General features: G+C 69.1%; 18 protein-coding genes. 1 reads left to right on the forward strand and 17 read right to left on the reverse strand.

Annotated elements, in window-relative coordinates:
* Window positions 1–133: 133 nt before the first annotated feature.
* Window positions 134–682, forward strand: coding sequence for a hypothetical protein (locus tag ACWEH3_RS18845; RefSeq protein ID WP_355070533.1), 549 nt, complete (start codon window positions 134–136; stop codon window positions 680–682).
* A gap of 88 nt (window positions 683–770) precedes the next feature.
* Here the strand turns inward: ACWEH3_RS18845 and ACWEH3_RS18850 are convergent, their stop codons facing one another.
* From ACWEH3_RS18850 to ACWEH3_RS18930, 17 genes are all read right to left on the reverse strand, one after another.
* Window positions 771–1,154 (reverse strand): DUF4913 domain-containing protein, encoded by a 384-nt coding sequence (locus ACWEH3_RS18850; protein ID WP_355070531.1) that lies wholly within the window; start codon window positions 1,152–1,154, stop codon window positions 771–773.
* A complete protein-coding gene (locus ACWEH3_RS18855) occupies window positions 1,151–2,986 on the reverse strand; it encodes a type IV secretory system conjugative DNA transfer family protein (RefSeq protein WP_450015581.1) in 1,836 nt (611 codons plus the stop codon). The genes ACWEH3_RS18850 and ACWEH3_RS18855 overlap by 4 nt, the downstream gene beginning before the upstream one ends.
* A gap of 42 nt (window positions 2,987–3,028) precedes the next feature.
* Window positions 3,029–3,592, reverse strand: a complete 564-nt coding sequence (locus ACWEH3_RS18860) for a hypothetical protein (protein WP_450015579.1) — start codon at window positions 3,590–3,592, stop codon at window positions 3,029–3,031.
* 65 nt (window positions 3,593–3,657) lie between these two features.
* Window positions 3,658–5,322, reverse strand: coding sequence for a peptidoglycan DD-metalloendopeptidase family protein (locus tag ACWEH3_RS18865; protein ID WP_450015577.1), 1,665 nt, complete (start codon window positions 5,320–5,322; stop codon window positions 3,658–3,660).
* Window positions 5,323–5,359: 37 nt separating this feature from the next.
* Window positions 5,360–5,668 carry a transposase gene (locus ACWEH3_RS18870; RefSeq protein WP_039798972.1) on the reverse strand — a complete coding sequence of 103 codons (309 nt, stop codon included), beginning with the start codon at window positions 5,666–5,668 and terminating at the stop codon, window positions 5,360–5,362.
* Complete coding sequence (locus ACWEH3_RS18875) at window positions 5,665–7,809, reverse strand: hypothetical protein (protein ID WP_450015574.1); 2,145 nt, start codon at window positions 7,807–7,809, stop codon at window positions 5,665–5,667. The genes ACWEH3_RS18870 and ACWEH3_RS18875 overlap by 4 nt, the downstream gene beginning before the upstream one ends.
* Before the next feature lie 7 nt (window positions 7,810–7,816).
* Entirely contained in the window at window positions 7,817–9,307 is a 1,491-nt protein-coding gene (locus tag ACWEH3_RS18880) for an SCO6880 family protein (RefSeq protein WP_450015572.1), read from the reverse strand.
* Window positions 9,304–10,779, reverse strand: coding sequence for a hypothetical protein (locus tag ACWEH3_RS18885; protein ID WP_452358360.1), 1,476 nt, complete (start codon window positions 10,777–10,779; stop codon window positions 9,304–9,306). The genes ACWEH3_RS18880 and ACWEH3_RS18885 overlap by 4 nt, the downstream gene beginning before the upstream one ends.
* Window positions 10,773–11,579 (reverse strand): hypothetical protein, encoded by an 807-nt coding sequence (locus ACWEH3_RS18890; protein WP_450025891.1) that lies wholly within the window; start codon window positions 11,577–11,579, stop codon window positions 10,773–10,775. Before ACWEH3_RS18890 ends, ACWEH3_RS18885 begins: the two co-directional genes overlap by 7 nt.
* Before the next feature lie 23 nt (window positions 11,580–11,602).
* Window positions 11,603–12,415: a hypothetical protein gene (locus ACWEH3_RS18895; protein ID WP_450025889.1), complete on the reverse strand. Its 813-nt coding sequence runs from the start codon at window positions 12,413–12,415 to the stop codon at window positions 11,603–11,605.
* Window positions 12,412–13,068: a hypothetical protein gene (locus ACWEH3_RS18900; RefSeq protein WP_450025887.1), complete on the reverse strand. Its 657-nt coding sequence runs from the start codon at window positions 13,066–13,068 to the stop codon at window positions 12,412–12,414. The genes ACWEH3_RS18895 and ACWEH3_RS18900 overlap by 4 nt, the downstream gene beginning before the upstream one ends.
* Before the next feature lie 31 nt (window positions 13,069–13,099).
* Complete coding sequence (locus tag ACWEH3_RS18905; RefSeq protein ID WP_412806166.1) at window positions 13,100–13,375, reverse strand: hypothetical protein; 276 nt, start codon at window positions 13,373–13,375, stop codon at window positions 13,100–13,102.
* A gap of 8 nt (window positions 13,376–13,383) precedes the next feature.
* On the reverse strand, window positions 13,384–13,680 hold the full coding sequence (locus ACWEH3_RS18910; protein ID WP_039799032.1) for a hypothetical protein: 297 nt from the start codon (window positions 13,678–13,680) through the stop codon (window positions 13,384–13,386).
* Between the two features lie 51 nt (window positions 13,681–13,731).
* Window positions 13,732–14,394 carry a DUF6668 family protein gene (locus tag ACWEH3_RS18915; protein ID WP_356961661.1) on the reverse strand — a complete coding sequence of 221 codons (663 nt, stop codon included), beginning with the start codon at window positions 14,392–14,394 and terminating at the stop codon, window positions 13,732–13,734.
* A complete protein-coding gene (locus ACWEH3_RS18920; protein WP_450025884.1) occupies window positions 14,391–15,269 on the reverse strand; it encodes a MinD/ParA family ATP-binding protein in 879 nt (292 codons plus the stop codon). Before ACWEH3_RS18920 ends, ACWEH3_RS18915 begins: the two co-directional genes overlap by 4 nt.
* Window positions 15,270–15,284: 15 nt before the next feature.
* On the reverse strand, window positions 15,285–16,253 hold the full coding sequence (locus ACWEH3_RS18925) for a hypothetical protein (protein ID WP_450025882.1): 969 nt from the start codon (window positions 16,251–16,253) through the stop codon (window positions 15,285–15,287).
* A gap of 57 nt (window positions 16,254–16,310) precedes the next feature.
* Window positions 16,311–17,909, reverse strand: a complete 1,599-nt coding sequence (locus tag ACWEH3_RS18930) for a cutinase family protein (RefSeq protein ID WP_450025880.1) — start codon at window positions 17,907–17,909, stop codon at window positions 16,311–16,313.
* Between the last annotated feature and the right edge of the window lie 214 nt (window positions 17,910–18,123).

An 18,123-nucleotide genomic window follows, 5' to 3' on the forward strand; every position in this document is an offset into this window, starting at 1 on the left:
CCACGCCACAAGTTCTTCGGGTGTCCACGTTTGCAGGCGGGACCCGCTGCACGGGACTACAGTTCGCGTGGCGGCGTCCGTAACGAAGCACCACCATCATCCATAGTGATCACCGCAGCATCGGGGAGCAGCCATGTCCGAGGAACTGGACGACATCGGCCGGGAAACCGCGGCCATGATGAGGACAATGTTGCAGCTTGCGACGCTCGTCGCCTTGCGTACCCGCGAGCGTGGTCAGAAGGAAGCCGAAGCGCGCGTCAAGCTCACCGAGGCCCGGATCAAAGAGGCCAAGGAACTGCAGTTGCGGGAGGCCAGGGACGCGAAGGCCAAGGACCCGCGCAACACCGAGCTGGCCCGGCTGATCGAGAAGCCGATCCCGGAAAAAGGTGTGTCCCTGGAGAAGGACCGCTTCTCCGCGCAGGCCGAGGCATCACGGATGGCGGCCAATGCCGCCGCCGCCAAGCCGGCCTTGCAGTACGACTCCCAGGAGCGCCGGATGGCGATCGCGGCACATCTCGCGAAAATGGGTGTGGCGCCGGAACTTGCCGCGGTGCGGATGCTGATCGAAGTGGGGCAGGCACAGCCGCCGGGTGAGGCCGTACGCACCCGGCCCGGCGAGGCGCCCGCGGTTACCAGGGCAGGACGGGAACAGGATCCCCGTGGCTTGGAGCGCACGCGATAGCAAGAGACGAACGAGTGCCCGCTGGATCATCCAGCGGGCACTCGTCTGTTCGAACCCTCTCGGCGAGAATCGCCGTGACGCATCGCCACTACGGAGGGAAGTTACCGATCGTCGGGTCACTGAACATGCCGTTCTGCGGCGCTTTCGTCGGCAGCGGGTTGAGCATGTCCTTATGACCGTTGCGCACACTGCAATACTTGAACGGTCCCTTGGGATCGAACAATTTCGCCATATGCGGATCGGCATGATCCAGGAACCAGACGCTCAGTCCGGTCGCCCCGTCCTGGCGGTAGTGCTCCCAGGCGCGCCATAACGCATCCAGCCGGGCAATTGCCTCCGCGTGCTGCCACCACTCCGGGCACCACACGGTGTCACTGAGATCGGTGACCTGCCGACGGTAGATCACGCTGAGATAGTTCTCGACGAACTCCACCACGTTCGCGTAGTGCATGTTCTGCTGCGGTTCGTTCACAGCGGCCGGACCTCCTCGACTTGACCGTACTCCGGCGGTGGCGTCGACTTGCTCAGCGACGGCGAACCGATGACGTCCGCGATCTGCGTCTTGCGCTGCGGATCATGGTGCGAGATGGACTGTTTCACGTCGGAAGCGTACTCACCCTCCCACCACGGCACGGTACGGATGAGCACCGGTGGCGCACCGGACGGGAACAGGATGGCCCGCCCACGCGGCAGCGTCGCCAGACCGTTGACCGAGAACGTCTTGGACGAGCCCAGCGAGCGTGAGTAGCTCTTGCCGCCCTTGGATTCGGACACCGACTGCGAGATCGCGTCGTATTCACCGAGCACGTCCGAACGCTCCTGCAGGAACTTCGTGTCGTCCACGCCGCTGCCGAGCACTTTGATGTTCGCCGCGGACCACAACGCGTTCATGCCGCTCTCGCCCCAGCAGCGGGCGCCCTGCGCCCAGGACTGCAGCACGGTCATCACGACGATGCCCCGGGAGCCGAAGTGGCTGTACTGCTTGGGCAGATCCTTCCAGCGCACCACGTTCGCCGCCTCGTCCAGCACCGCCAGCAGCGGGATCGCCAGGCGACCACCGGCCGACTGCGACGCCTTGCGCATCGCCACGTCCACCACCGCCTCGGTGAGCGCGCTCACCAGCGGCGCGGCCGAACCGCGGCCCTCCAGCGACAAGCTGTAGAGCGTTCCGTTGTTCTCCAGGAACTCCAGCTCGTCGAATTCCCTGCGGTCGCCGCCCCGGGAGATCCACGGATGCACGTTCGACAGTTTCAGGCAGCGGATCATCTTCTTGGCCGTGCCGAAGATGCCGCTGCGCGTGCGCGGATCGGTGTTGTACTGCGAGGACAGGCCCGAGGCCGTGTAGTGATGGCGGGCGGCGCGCAGCAGCTCGATGGGCTCGGTGTCCTGCGGATTGGTCACCCACTCCCAGACCTGCACGATCGGCCTGCTGCCGTTGCGGTCGCCGACGGCGGCGGCGAGGAACAACCCGGCCAGCAGGTCCTCGGCCTCGGGATCGAAGAACGCGTCGGTCTTCGTGTCGCGGCCGTCGTCACCGTCGGCGAAGTGCCCCGCAAGCCGAGCCGCGCGCATCTCACAACCTTCGCGCTTGGCGTCCACCCAGGACAGCGGATCCCAGAACCAGGTCGGCTCTTCACCCGCGACACCCTGCGGGTCGAAGACGAAGGTGGGACTTCCCTTGGACTCCCGCACGTCTCGGGTGGCGTCCACCACGTCGCGCTTGTTCGAGGTGGCCAGCACCGGGCCGATCGCGCTGAGGATCGCCGGGATGACCCGGGAGGTCGACTTGCCCTGACGTGGACCCCAGATGTCCAGATGCAGGTCCTCGTACGAACCGTAGAGCATCACCCCGTCGGCCACACCCACACCGATCGGCACGCCCGGAGCGTCGTCGTAGCCGAGTTTCACCCCCAGCTGCTCGGCCTTCTCCCGGACGCCCGCTTCGGTGAGCATCGAGATCGCGCCGCCGTTGCCCATCACGTCGGCCTTGTCGTCGACCGGCAACCTGCCTTTGGACCGGCGCTTCTGCAACTCCTTGCGGATCACCAGATACGCTACGACGCTCAGGATCACCAGCAGCACGATCGCCGTCGCCGCGCCCGGCCAGCGCAGCCTTCCCCGCGCCAGATCGGCCGCGATGGCGATCGGGTTGAACGGAACCTTCTGCGGGCTGCCCTCGAGCATGTTGCCCAGATGCAGCGCGAGCCAGAGGGTTCCGAAGATCGCGAAGCCGGCGTAGGTCAGTAGCAGGCTGACATCGGGTCCGGGGATGGCCGGATCCGTCACCTTTTTCTTCTTCGCCATGTATCCCTCCTGGGTCGGCCGTCCGGTACGGAAAGCGAGTGGTCAGCGGAATGCGTCGAGCCGCCAGCCGTCGGGTGTGCGCACGACGGTGGCGATCACCGTCGCGGGCGGCAGCGGCTCCTTGCGTCCGTTCGGATAGACGACGGTCTGCTCGATCCCGATCTTGAACTGCTGGACGTTCGGATCACTGAGGGCAGGAGCCTTCTCGCCGGACGCGAAGGTGAACGCCTCCACATGCGCCCCTTCCCTCGCCCAATCCGCCCATTGCAGTGTCGACTTCGGCGTCTCCACCGCGGTCGGCGTCGCATCCAGCATACGAATCAGGCTGGGGCCGAGAAACTTCCGCGCTCGGCCCAGAGACTCGCCCTGGGTCTCGGTGGCGGGCTGCCAACTGTAGATTTCCCGCAACGCCGCGACCGCGACACCGTCCGGCGTCACCGGGTCGGGGGCGGGCACGCCCTCCAGCAACCGGGGTGTGGACGTAGCGGAATGCGCCGCATCGGATCCCGAGTCCGCGCGGTCCGTCCGGCCACAGGCCGCACCCAGCACCGCGACGCTCACCACCAGCATCACCACCAGTTTCGCGCGTGCATTTGCTCTATCCATCCAGGCTAGCCGCACACCGGGGCGTCGCGGCAGTCCCGCCGCCGTGTGTTCGCGCCCGTGAACGCTCACAGCACCCTCCTCGCCCGTCCGTCTCCTGGCACCGCGACTTCCGAAACGCCACCGCCGGATCGGACGTCAGCGCCGGGCACCGACTGGATCATCCGGCCGTTGCCCGCATAGACGCCGACCTGCGCGGGTCCACGCGCGCCGAACGAACTGAAGACCAGATCCCCTGGCTGCGCCTTGCTCATCGGCACCTCCGAGCCTGCCTCCCACTGCTGTTCGGCCGTGCGCGGCAGCGTCACCTCGCCGGAGGACGCCGCGAACACCGCCGCCGCGGTCAGACCCGGTCCGTCCAACCCCCCGCCGCTCGGTCCTTGGGGCCCCCCGCCGCCCCAGACGTAGGGCGTGCCGAGCCACTCGTGCGCGGCTTGGACGATCTGGTCGCCGGCCGAGCCCTGCCCAGGGGTGAACCGGCCGAGCGAACCCGGCGCTCGGTATTGCGCTTCCATGGTGAGAATGTTGCGCACGTAGGGCTGGGTCTCGGCGTAGTGCGCCGCGAGCTGGTTCGGCATGCCGCCCGAGGCCAGCACCGCGCCTTCGCCCGCGTTGTACGCCGCCAGCGTCAGAGCGACGATGTCGCCCTGCACCCTGCCCTCGGCCTGCCACCGCTGGATCTGGTGCGCGATCGCGCACATGTAACGCCCCTGGCCGACGATCGCGTCCCCGTCGTCCCACACGCTGGCCACGCCGTTGCCGTCGGCATCGATCACGTACGGCTGACCGTCGTCGGGATCGATGCTCACCGCGGTGGTCGGCAGGAACTGGGCCAGGCCCTGCGCACCGGCGGGCGAGGTCGCGCCGCGCCGGAAACCGGATTCCTGCCTGCCCTGCGCGGCCAGTAGCGACGGCGTGATCTGCGGACAGATCGAACCCGCACGGCGGTACCAGATCTCCAGTTCTTGTGGCACCTTGCCCGCGGCCAGCGCGCCACCGGCGGTGCCGAAACCGAGGCTGCAGCGTGGATCGCTGGAATACGCGCGTGCACCGCCGACATCCGGGGTCGGCGCACCGTCCAGCCAGGGCAGCGGGTCGATCTGCCGTCCGCCGGTGAACCGGCCGCCCGGGACGATCTCGAAATGCAGGTGGGGACCGCTGGATTCACCCGCCGACCCCACCGCGCCGATGTGCTGCCCCGCGGTCACCGTATCGCCCGGCCGGACCAGGACGCCGGAGTCCCACATGTGGCCGTAGACCGCCGAGTACGAACGGCCGTTGATGTCCACCGAGTCGACGACGATCCAATTGCCGAATCCGGATGCCGGACCGGCGGCGACGACGCGGCCGTCGGAGACCGAGAAGATGGGCGTGCCGTCCGGCGCGGCCAGGTCGACGCCCTTGTGCGCGCCACCCCGCGCGCCGAACGTGTCCGACACCGTGAAGGTTCCGGTGGCCATCGGCAACGTGCGGCGCAGCGGGCCGACTCCCGCCGCGAGTGAGGGTGTTGCGGTCGCGGCCGGATTGGGTTGGCTCGCGCCGGAACCTGTTGTCGCTGCGGCGCGCCGATCGCCCGGCGGGTATCCGCCCAGCGGCGGAAGCACCGACTGCGAGCCGAGCACGGAGCCGCCCTCACAGGCGTCGTCGACGGCGGGCATGACGATGACCAGCACGATGGTCATCAGGCCGAGCACCGCGCCCAGCGCCGTCCACAACACGGATTTGCCGCTCACCGCCGCACTCCGGCATCGTGCCGCGCGCAGCCCGGTTTCACGTGCGGCGCCGAGTCTCGTTGAGGGTGTCGGCCAGCGTGCGGTTCATCTCGGCGGCGGCAGCCAACTGCTGTTGCAACAATGCGACCTTGCGCCGCAGCGCGGTGGCGTCCATCCGCTCCAGACCGGGGCCTTCGGCCGCGCGCACCCAATTGCGCACCGAGTTCGTGTGCACACCGATCTGCTCGGCGACCACGCGGCAGGCCTCCGATTCACTGCGCAGCTTGCCGGTCAGCGCGATGACCTGTTCGACCGCCGCTTGACGCACCTCCGGCGAGACGCGTCGGTAGGACCGGTGCGGCATCATGCGGCGCTCCCCGGCGAATCCGTTCCCCGCGAGATCGATTCGGTGAACTCGCTGAACCGCTGGTTGGTGTCGTGGATCCCGCTTTCCTTCTCCGACAGCGTGAATTCCATGTGGAAGGGGATGCCGGGGCGGCGATCCTCACCGATTTTCAGCAGGAACTTACCGGTGCCGGGCGGGGAGGGCCGCTGCTGTCCCGGTTTGAGCGCCTCGCCGGTCAGCGCTTGCGGCGCGGACCATCCGGTCACCATCTCCTCCTCGGCCGAGGTGAACGGAATCGTGCTGTCGAGCCGTTTGATCTCCTCGGCCGGAAGCGCGCCGAAGATCTTGGCGCGCGCCCGCTCGAGGAAACCGAGCGCCTTCGCGATGGCGGCTTCCGATCCGAGCGCCTGCAGGTCCTTGATGGTGTGGCTGATCATGATCAGCGCGGTGGCGATGCCGCGCTGCAAGCGGGTGAGCTCGTCGACGCGGTCGACCATGAAGTCACCGAGGCCGAGCACCTGCCACAGCTCGTCCATCACCACTTGGAAATAGCGCTGCGGACCGAGTTTCGCGTCGGCGAGCACGTGCGCGGCCTCGACCGAGGCGAACCCGTCGGCCCAGCAGGCCAGCATGACCGCGGCTTTGAGCTTCTTGTCGCCGGTCGGGATGTGCGAGACGTCCATGCACACCGCGACCGCGCTGGTATCGATCGGCACGGTGGTCTGGCCGTTGAAGACCGCGCCGAACGGTCCCTGGGTGAGCGCGCGTAGGGAGCGGCGCAGCCCCTTGATCGCCTCCTGGTACTCCGCGGTGTCGTCGGCGCCCGCGTCCAGCATCAATTCCTCGCCGCCGCCGACGATCACCTCGAGCAGGTTCTCCATGATCGGCGGCTTGTCCGGCGTGTACCCGCTGCCCGGCCGATAGAGAATGCGCAGCGCGGTGGCGATCAGGGTCTCCTCGTAATCGCGGACACGGTCGCCGCGTACCAGCTCCACCAGGCCCGCGATCAACGTCACCTGCCTGGCCCGCAGGTCCTGCAACACCTGCAGCTGCAGCGCCGGGAACTCTTCCAGTCGCGGGACGATCGCGCCGAGCACGCCCGCCGCGAGCGGGTTGAGCTTGCCGTGCCCGTAGCCCAGATCGATCACCTGGCCGCCGACGAGCTCGACCATCTTCCGGTAGTCCGGTTTGACGTCGGCGAGGATCAACGGCGTGATCCCTTGCGCGATGCCGCCGAGCACGATGCGGCGGACCAGCGAGGACTTGCCGAAACCGTTGAGGCCGAGCACGAACAGGCTGGGCGCGGTGATGAAGCTGCCGCGCATGAACCAGTTCATCGGGTCGAAGCAGACCGGCGCGCCGGTGTGCAGATGCGAACCGAGGGGCGTGCCGATCAGCGGCGCGCCCGCGCCGACCGACCAGGGCCACAGACCGGCGACCTGGGCCGTGGTAGCACGGTACTCGACCGGGCGGCCGACCACGTTCATCCGGCCGCCGCCCGCGCCCGCGTAGCCGCGGTCGGTGAGTTGCGCTGTGCTGCGGTCGAATCCGTCCTCGATCGTCTGCTCCGCGCGGGCCGCGTAGTTGCGGCGGCGGATGTCGTCGGTGCGGACCCGGAACTGCGCCCATGCCGCCCGCAGGCCATTGCCCTCCCGGGCGAGCATCTCCAGCTTGGCGCGGGTGGCGTCGTCGAGCAGTGGTGGCCCGGATTTCTTGCGCCGATCGGCTTTCGCCTTCGCGCGACGGGCCGCCTTGTCCGTGTACGGGCTGCCCATCGCGCGGTCGGCGGTGTAGTCGACCTTCGCGGGCCGTGCCACGCGACCGTTCCTGGCGCCGTTGCGCTCCGGCCGCGCGGCGATGCGCTCGGTGACCGCGTCGCGGGACATGCGCGAGTTCCGCTCGGCGCGGGAGCGTTCGGTGTGCTCCCTGTCGGCGCGCACGCCGTCGGACCGGCCCGCGCCCGGTCGAGCGCGACGCTCGCCCGCTCGCCGGTCGGTCGTGTCCACGCCCTGCCGGTCCTCGCCGTTCACCCGCGCCGAGTCCCGCGTGGGGCGCCGCCGTTCCGGCCGCTGTCCCCACTCGTCCCGGCCGGATTGTTCGAGCCGCCTGCGGCGTGCGTCCTCGTCCCGTTCCCGCACGGGTGGCTCGTAGTCGCGTGCCATGAATCGCTCACCCCGCCAGTGCCTTCGGAATTGTCGCGTGTTCCGGCAGGATCACACCGCAACCGAGCGAGGCCGCGAAGGCCGCCGCCTGGTAGCGGTAGCACCGCCGAATCTTCAAGCGCGCCTGGGTCGACAGGTCGCGCGTGATGGCTTCGATGCGCGGCAGGTCACCGCGCAAGGGCTCGGTGATGGTCACCAGCGCCCCGAAGCGGGTCACACCGTGACCCCTGGCCTGCTCCTCGCGGGCCTGCTGAGTCGCGCCCACCCGCAGCGTCGCCGCCGCGGACACGACTCCGCGTTCGCTCTGTTGGGCCACCAACGCGTTCTTGAAATCGTCGTCGACGATCTCGGCGGCGTCGGCGGCCGAGTGCGGACGGTACACGATCGCGATACGTTTGCGCGGCACTTCGGGATTCGGCGCGAGCAGCCGCTGCAGCACCCGCTCGTCGACCGCGCCCTCGGGGGCGGCATCCATTTCCCAGGTGACCGACCGGCCACCGTCGTGCACCAAGTAATCCCACTTCTCGTCGTGGGACACCGGGCCCGCGTCCGCCCAGTCCAGCCCGTGCCCTTCGGGTTCGCCCGCGGCCACCTCCAGGTCGGCCTGCGAGGCGGGATCGTAACTGCGGCGGATGAACGAGATCACCTCGTCCGCCGACATCGGCTGAGCGCGCACACCGGCTTCCGCCAGCGCGGCGCAGATACCGGGCAGGCGCCGTCCGATCTCCACGGCTTCTTCGGCCGGGTTCTTGCGGCGCTCGGCGGTGGTGGCCTTGAACGTGATCGCCACCCGCGGCAGCAACTGCACGCGCTCCTGCGGCAGTTCGGTGGCCAACTCGTACATCACCTGCTGGGCCAGTTCGGGCGCCTCGGGCCTGGTGATCGTGGAAACCTCGGTGAGCAAACGGTTTCCGGTCTCGGGCACGGTGTCGATCACCGGCACCACGGCGACGATGTCGCTGGTCTGTCCGACCGAGGCCAGGAAGGTCCCCCACGCCGACACCCACCGGTCGATCACGGGCTGGTCCACCGCCTCATGACCTTGCGGCCACGCGCGCAGCACCACGGTGTACTGGGCGAACTGCGGCAAGTGGATCATGCCGAAGCTGTAGCCGCCCGCGTCGATGCCCTCGTACAACTTGGAGGGCGCGAGCAGGCCCGGCAAACGGGTGACGCCGCCGGGAATCCGGGAGAAGCGGCCACCGCGGTACACGTGCTCGCCACGACTGCGCGAGCGCATCCAGTTGAACATCATCAATCCCGTCTCGTAGCCCGAACGACCTCCGGTCCGCCACACCAGCGGGACCATCACGACGACGCCGACGCCGCCGACGATCACACCCCACTGGAAGCCGCCGACCATCGCGGTGATCAGCGCCGTGATCACGACCGCGAAGCCGAGCACGGTTTCCTCCCAGCGCAAGCCGAAAAGGCCGGCGCTGCGCGGCTTCTGCCAAAGCCCGTACGAGCGGCGCTCGTAGGTGTCGGTGACTGTCATCGCGGAATGGTGCTCCTCCCGAGGTCGGGTGAACGGTTCGTCCAGCGATCGCCCGCGACGTCACCCATGGCTTGGTCGGCCCGGCTCAGCCCACCGCTCGCGGCGCGCGCCACGCCGATCCGGCCTGCCGTCCTGGCCGCTCCGGACGCTACCCCGGCCGCGCCCGCAGGTCCGGAGGCGCGCGGAGCCGCGCCGCCCTGGGGGCCGCCGCCACCACGCGGCGGCGTCGGCCGAGGTGCGCCGCCGCCACCACGCGGTCCGCCCGCGCCGCCAGGGCGCGGTCCGGTGCCGCTGCCGCTCACATAACCTGCCCGGCCCGGCGCCGCCGTGCCCTTCACGCCGACCGCCTTGGTGCCCATGGCGCCGAGAGCCGCCACACCGACCAAGGTGCCGCCCGCCGCGGTGAAACCCGAACCGCCGCTGCCGACGATCGCGACGGCCGGAGTCACCAGTCGCATCAGCGCGGGCAACACGAATGCCACGCTGCACAACAGCACGATCGCCACCAGCATGCGCTGGGCCTGCTCACCGTCGGGCAAGCCGCTGGTCGGAGTGAGCGAGTCGACGTGGCCCGCCGTGGTGAACGCGATCATGTAGACGATCGCCGCCACCGGTTTCCACAACATGAAGGCGATGATCCAGCCGATGAGCTTCTGATAGGACTGCTTGCCGATGTTCATGCCGGAGGCCGCCGCAGCCAGCGGGAGCACGCCGGCCGCGATCACCAGCAGTCCCTGCCGGACGATGGCGAGCACGATCTGCGCGAGCGCGCCGAGCAGGCCCACGATCGCGATGATCAGCACCAAGCCGGGCGAAAAGGCTTGCAGCTTGCTGGTTTTCACCATCAGCTCGGCGAGGTCCTTGGCATTGCCGTTGGTCGAGTCGTCGATGATCCACTCCGCGAAGCGGTCCGACGCCTGCGTGCCCGCGACGATGACCGCGCCCAGCATCCAGGAACTGAACACGACACGGGTGAACATCCGGAACGATTCGGCCGCCTCGTTCATCGCGGCCCCGCGTCTGGCTTCGGCCAATCGCGCCCCGGAGAGGATCACCGACGCTATCAGCAGCAGGATCTGCGCTTGATAGGTGTAGTCGTTGATCTTCGTGAACAACGAACCGGAATCGCTGACCGCCTCGTTGGGCACCTTCATCCAGAAGGTCAACGCCAGGATGATGGCCTCGCCGAGACCGTTCATCAGCGAATCGACCACCTTGCCGAAGGTGGAGTCCCAGGCCTTGTCCTTCACCGCCGTCGCAGCCTGGTTGGGATGCGAGGCGGCATTGCCCGCCTTACACGCGGCGGACGCGGCGTCACCGAGGGTGAAGCCGGGCAGCCCGAGGCCGTCGAGGCTGTCGTGGATCTCGTTGCACGTATCGTCGAAGCCGTACGTCTGGCCGTAGGCCACGGTCGGAGTCGCGATCATCACCGTGAAGATGACCGCGAGGATTGTGACTAGCCGCCTCACCATTGTGTCCACCCATCGATCGAACCGATCGTTTCGAGCGGCTGCGTGTCGCCCGCGGACGACTTCAATCTCCAGCCACCGTCACGCCATACCACGTTGAGTCTCATGGCCACCCAACTTCGCCCGCCGTGCAGGAACTCACGGGTCTTGCGGGCGACACGAACAACAGCGAAATCGTCACCATAGCTTTCGATTCGAAATGCGTCGGACGCGTACAGCAGCGGTTTGACGCTCTCCGGCAAGGCGTCGGGCACTTTGCCCTCGGCGATCTTGCGCGCTCGGTCGGCGAGTTCCTCGGGCGTGAGGATCACCAGCCGCTGCCACAGCGTGTGGTCGGTGGGCCGGGCCACGGTCCGCCAGTAGATCTGCTCGGCGGCCAGGGCGGCGCCCTGCGGGGTCTTGGCGAACCCCGTCGGCACACCGTTGTCGACGCCCGCGGGTCCATCGGTCGTCGAGAACGGAACCACGGGGCCGCCGTACACCTGTTGCCAACCGCCCGGCTGGTTCGTCCCACCCGGCGCGCCGGTCTGCCACTCCGGATCGGTCGGCGTCCTTGGCGCGCCCGACTGCGAGAGTGCCTGCCCGGCAGGATCTTTCGGGATATCGAAACGATGACCGAACGAGTCCGCACCCGTTCCGGCGAAGGACGACCCCGGACCGGGTGCGCCGGAAAGGTCGGCCGATGCCGTCGTCTGCGACACCTGGCCGGCTGCCGCGTCGTCGGCCCGGACCGCGAACACGGTGACGACCGCGGCCACCGCCACGGCCAGTAGCGCTCCCGCGCCCAGCACGGCAGGCGGCATGCGATCGGAAGACCTCCTACGACTCACCATCGCGTCCACCCCTGCAACGACTCGACGTACTCGGTCTGGGCGTTGTTGGTGGTCGTGGGCTTCAGGCGCCAATCGCCCGCGTCCCACACCATGGCCAGACGCGTCGCCGCCCACAGCTGTTTGCCGTCGATCACCGGGCCCCTGGTGGCCAACCGGACGATGGCGAGATCGTCGGCGTAGTCATCCACTTTGAAGGCGTCCGAGGCGACGAAGTAGCGGGTCACCTTTTCCGGCTGCTGCTTCGGCAGCCGGGAGTCGGCCAGCGCCTTGTCGTAGGCGGCGATCTGCTGGGCGGAGACCCGGACCTGGCGCACGTACAGATCACGGTGGGCGGGCCGGGCGTTGAGCCGGTAGGTGATCTGCGCCGCGGCCAGCACCGAGCCCTGCGGGGTGTGCGAGTACCCGACGGCCAAGTCGTCCTCGATCCGGGTCGGCCCGTCAGAGGTGGAGAACGGGACGGACGCGCCGTACACCCGCTGCCAGCCGTGTGGTTCGGCGGTGCCCTCCGGCGCGGCGGTCAGCCAGTCCGCGTCGCTGGGCTTGCGCTGCCGGGAGGGGTCCTGCGCGAGCGGTTGCCCGGCAGCGTTGTTCGGGATGTCGACCCGTCTGCCGAGGATGTCCAGCTCGGGGCTCGCGAAGCCGGTGCCGCCGGAGCCTTCGGCGACGGCGGGCGCGCCGGCGACCGGCTCGTCGTCACGGCTGACGAAAACGAAGATGCCGACCACCACGATGAGCGCCAGCACGGCGGCGGAGGCGACGATCCCGAAGGAGACACGGTCGCGCGCGTACGACTCCCTGTCGCTCACGTCGGTGCCTCCACTTTCACGATGTCGGTAGGTAATGCGTCGATCGAATCGATGGGTCGCACGGTCGAATCCGGATCCGGCAGCCGCAATCTCCAGTCGTCGCCGAACCACTCCACGGCCGTGTGGTGCACCGCCTTCGACCTGTCGGAGTACTCCGTGTACACGTCCACGGTGGACCGCGACTCCGCGTAGCCGGTGATCTTGTAGCCGAGCAAACGGGGCGCGAACTCCGGGCCCGCGGGGCCGGTGATCGAAAGCTGCACCCGGTTGATCGCCCACTCGTCCTTGGCCGGGCCCGGAACCAGTTCCGCGGCAGCGACTTTCGCCCATTGGGTATCGGCCGCCACGGCCAGGCGCACCGAGTGGGTCAGCGCGGCGATGGCCGCGCCGCGCGGCGAGTGCTCGAAACCGGTCGCCGCGCCGTCGGCCGTCGACCGCGGTCCCTGGCCGGTGTGCGGCAGCGGCACGCCTTGGAACGGCTGCCACCGCACATCGGTGGGAGCGGCCGAGAGGTCCGGCCCCACCGAGTCCGCGCCACCGCCGCAGCCGACCGCCGCGAACAGCAGCGCGGCGCCGACGACTCCGGCCGCGGGGCGGCGGATGTCACGCCGCCACGCCGCGGTGTCCGCCGGCCGCAGTACTGTCGAATTCATTCCCGCGTCGTCCCCGTCCCGCTCCGGCGGCTCACGCGGGCAGGAACGCCAGGGCGATCCCCGACGCCGTGCTCGCCACCACAGCACCCAGCAGGCTCATCAGAACGCCGTGCGAGGCATCGTTCATGGCCAGGTCACTGCGAAAGACCAGCCACAGCTTCCCCGCGGAGACGATCATCCAGGCCAGGCACACCAGAAGGACGAACCACAGCAGCCAGTTGAGCAGCTGCATCAGCGGTGCGAGGACGTCGGCGGGCATCTGCTTGTAGGCCAGCGACCCGGCCGCGAGCATGTGTACGGTACCCATCGCCGACATCAGGTCCCGATGACCGCGTTCATGATGGTGCCCGCGCTGGTGGCGACCACGCCGCCGATCATCGCGCCCGCCACCATCTTCGGCGATTCCAGACCACCACCGGTCCACTTCTCCCAGGCGAACTTGCCGCCCGCGTAGACGATGCCGCAGATCCCGGACAACAGGACGAACCACGTGAGATACCGCACCAGCTGCAGGATCTTCTCCGAACCGGGCGGCGCCTCGGGCGTCGGATTACCGACTTGCGCGAGTACGGTGCCGTACGTGTCCTGCACGGCGAGGAGGAGCGTGCTCATCGGGTGCCTTTCTCGAATAGTGGGTGGTGGTCGCCGATGCGATGCGGACGTTCACTCATCGGACGGCTTGCGAAGATCCGGAGACCCGCGGTCGTAGCCGGCCTCCTCCAGTGCCGTCCGAGCTGCCGCCACGATGTCGGCGCCGAGCTCCCGGACATCGAGCGGGACTTCCTCCAGCAGATCGAGCTTGCGTTTCCTCGGTGGCACCAGGTCACCGGGCGACCACACCGGCAGCTGCTCCGGTTCGACCAGCGTCCACTCCTCGTACCACGGCACCTGCCACACCTGTCCGGCCAGGGAGCCGACCACGTCTCGGTAGCGCCGGATCTCGGGAGCCATCCGTCCCGGCCGGGCGGCGACGGTGATCAGGCCGAGCACGTCGGAAGGACCGGCGAAACCCGAAAGATGTTGGCGCAGAAGGTCGTGCGCGCGGGACAGACCGGCGATGGTCTCCCTGGCGACGAGGACGACGAACGGGCTTTCGCGGTCGAAGACGCCGGGCCAGCGGCGGCCCGAATCCGCCGCGGGCGCAAGCACATGCGCGAGGGTACTGGCTCCCGCTCCGCCGTGCACACCCAGCAGCCAGACCAGCGGCGCACGGCCGACACCCGGTACGGGACGGTCCCAGACGGCGGCACGGCGGGACTCCGGCGGGGCGATCACACCGGCGGGCGCGGGATCGGGCTGACGCGGAAAAATCATGGCGGCGGTCATGATGCCACCCCGGCGAGCAGGCGCCCATACGCCCGGCGCGTCTCGTCCGCCAACGAGGCGTGCCGCACCAGTTCACCACGGGCCAGATGCGGATCGTAGGGAATCTCCCTGATATCACGGACCCAGCCGGACAAGTGCTTGCGCAAATGATCCGCTACCCGGGAGTCGTCGCCGGGATACTGGTGCGAGATGACGATGGTGGTGTCGCCGACGATGCCGCCGCCGTGTCCTTCCTCGGCGGCGCCGAACTGGTCGTCGAGCCATTCCAGGGCGACCCGCAGCCGGTTGGCCGCGTCGTTGCGCGCCGGAATGGCAAGTATCAGAGCGACTTCCGCATCATCGAGCAAGGGAAGCAGTTGCCGGGCGGCAATCGGATGCCCTCCGTCGTAGACGCCGGTGTATCCGGCGTCGCGCACCGCGCGGGCGACCGTGAGATAGGTCGCACGCCTGCGCAGCGGCGCGGCATCGCGCCACAGCAGGCCGACGCCCGAGGTCGCCCGCGACAGGCACTCCTTCAACGGCGCGGGCTCGTCGTCACCGCGTCCGTACAACCAGGACTGCAAACTGATCGGGTGCAGATGCTCGTCCGCGCCACGCAGCGCGAGATCACTGCCCGCCGAAGTGGCGTCCACCGCGACTGTCGGCGTTCCCCCCGTGCCCATCTCACCCGCCAAACCCAATGCCGTCGTCGTGGTACCCGCACCACCGCATCCACCGACCACCAGGATCGGCCGCTGCGCCGGACGATCCGCATCGGAACCGTCACCCTTGCCGCGCCGCAACCGCACCACCGGAGCCTTCGAACGCACCGGCCGGCTCGACGCCGCGCCCTCCCCGGGCGCATCGTCGAGCCAGCGGCTCCAGTCCTCTCCCATCGCCTCTGCTCTCCTTTATCCGGCCGTGATACCCGTGATCAGGGTGCGGCCGTCGATCACCGCGGTGGTGACCGTCTGCCTGTTGTACGTGGCGGGCGCGCCGCCGGGCCGGTACTCGGTGACCTCCACCGAATACCGGTTGTCCGCGACCGTCACGATCCGCACGCAGTGCGTCGTGCCGATCGGGACGGAGTCGATGCCCCGCTGGATGACCCAGGCGGGCTGGACGTCGGCGTCCGCCGCGACGGCCGCGCGGGCGCGGTCCCCCGAACGTTCGACGTAGTACGCGTACTGGAACGACAGCACCGCGTCGGGTCCGGAGCCCGTGCCGCCCGGCTCCGCGCTGCGCACGATCGCGTCACTGCGCTCGGTCGGGCAGGCGCCCGCGCTCACCGCGCGCGGGTCACCGCCCGCGTGCACACCGCCGACGGTGAGCTGCACCGACGCGGACACATGTGAGTCCTTGGGCAGCGCGGCGCGACCGGCGGCGGAGCGCAGCACCAGCAGCACGCACACCGCGGCGACGGCGATGATCAGCACCGCCGCGATCCCGATGAGCAGCAGCCGGGCCCGGCGCACCGCCGGATGGTCGCGGGCGGCTTGGCGCAGCGCACGCGACACCGCAGGGCGCGGCCGCTCGACCGGCTCGGGTATGTCGTCGTCGGCCCACGGCAACTTGACCGGCTCGGCCTGCCGCGGCGCGACGTAGTCGTCATCGGGGCCGGGCGCCCGTCCGGTCACCACCCAATCCGACCACCCGCCGGTGAATTCGCTGCGCTGCGCGGGCAGATCCGACGGGACCTCCTCGGGCTTGCGCTGCCACGGCTCGGTGTCGTCGCGGATGTAGTCCGGGTAGCGCGACGGCGCGTCGTCGTCTGCCGGGGCGATGGTGTCCGCCTCATCCGGCTTGCCCGCCTCTGGCGTACCGACCGCCGGCTCGAGAGCGCCGTACCAGCGGGAAAGCTGTTTGTACGACTTCAACATTCCCCCATTCCCGCAGAGCAGGGCACGCAGTATCGCATCGTCGGACCCTCTCGGCGATCAGTTCGTGGAGAACGGGTAGGTGTTGGGTGTGCCGGTTCGGTCGGTGGGCGGAATCGACGTCACGCCGCTGGATGAGGCGCCGTCGGCTCCTGTCCCGAACGGAAATTGTCCCGTACCGGACGAACTCGGCGTGGGAGACGCGCCGGAGCCGTCCCCGAAGAATCCGGTCGGCTGCTTCTCCAGCACGGCCCTCGGCTCGGCCTTGCTGCCGAAGGCGTCGGCGATGTCGCGAGCGACCGCCGCGAACCAGTCGGCCACGAACTGGGTGGGTGCGTCACCGTTCGCCGAGACGGTCGCGCTGGTGTAAGCGGTGTGACGCTGCACGGTGTCCCAGTAGCGCACCCACGTGGTCGTGTTCAGCAGCTCGCTGTTGTCGGTGATGTTCTGCACCACCGCGTCGAACGCCTGGGTGACCAGACGGACGCCGGTGGTCGGCGGGATCAGCTGGGGAATGGCGCCGAGCAGCTTGACCCCGAGCGACAGCAGGGCGGCGGGCGGATTCGCCAGGCCCGCGGTGGCGAGCTCGGTGATGTTCGCCGGGGCGATCACCGTCCGGACCACCGCGATCACCGAGTTCAAACCGATCATGCCGACTTTCAGCAGCGCCTGCAGCGCGGCGGGCAGATTCAGCGGAGTTCGTGGATCCGAGGCGTCGGCGAGGCGCTGCGAGATCGACTTCTGCGGCGAGATCGACAGGGTGGCCAGCGAGTTGCCCTGGATGTCGCCGTTGACCACTTCGGTCGCGGTCTTGATGGAGGTGAACGCCAGCGCCTGCGCGATCGATACCAGTGAGGCGATCGGGTCGCCGCCGCTGAGCTTGGACTGGCCCGCCACGTTGGCGACCGCCTTCAGGATGGGCGCGCCGTCCGGGGCGTCGCAGGCGAGATCCCCCGCCGCGCAGAAACTCGCCACCCGGCCCGTGAGGGCCCCGAAATTCGCGGCCTTGTCTCGTTCCGGGCCGATGCCGCCGCCGGTGGCGGGCGCCTGCGGCAGTGCGGCGATGGACACCAGCCGGTCCCCCGAGGTTCCCGGCGCCGGGTCCGGCGTCGCCTTGCCGGGCGCGCCGGGAAAAAGCGGCGCACCGGGATTGCGGGTCGGGTCGCCGAACAACGCGACCGCGGCGACCTTTTCGGCGGGCAGCGCACCGTGCCCTTGGCCGACCTCCTGGGCGAACATCGAGGCGACGTGCGCGCCCTGCGAATAACCGACGATCGCGAACCGGCTGTTCGGGCAAGCCTCGGCAACAGTCCCCGCCATGCTCCGCAGACGGGCCAGGCCGCCGGCCACGGATTCCGAATACGGCACCGCGCCACCGGCTGTCGCACCGCCGAAACCGGATTCGTATGGCACGTACGCCCGATCGACGAGTCCGGTGTCCGGAGCTTTCGCCATCATCGGGCGGAACACGGTCGAGAGCATGCCGGTGTCGGTGGTGGGCGCGGCATCCGGCGACGATTCACCGGTGCCTTGAATGCCCAAGGCGTACAACGCGGGACAGGTCGTGAGACGGATCTTCGTGGACGGGCCAACGGAATTCGACGGCTCCGCCGCGGCGACACCGGCGGTCGCCACAGCCACGGCGAGTGCTACCAGCATCCCCGAGAGTCTTGCCGAGTATCCAGTCATAGCGATCCGCAATCAAGTCGTCAGCCGCAGCTACCTCAACGCCATGAAACGCAATAGACCGTAACAGATTACGGCTATTACTGCCGCATCGACGGAAAACTTCCACGACACACCGAGATGAACGCGACACGCAGTGGCGCGTTCCGGGGAAGGGTCCGACAAGTTTCCGGCATCGCGCCCCGAA

Source organism: Nocardia sp. NPDC004718, assembly GCF_053601535.1.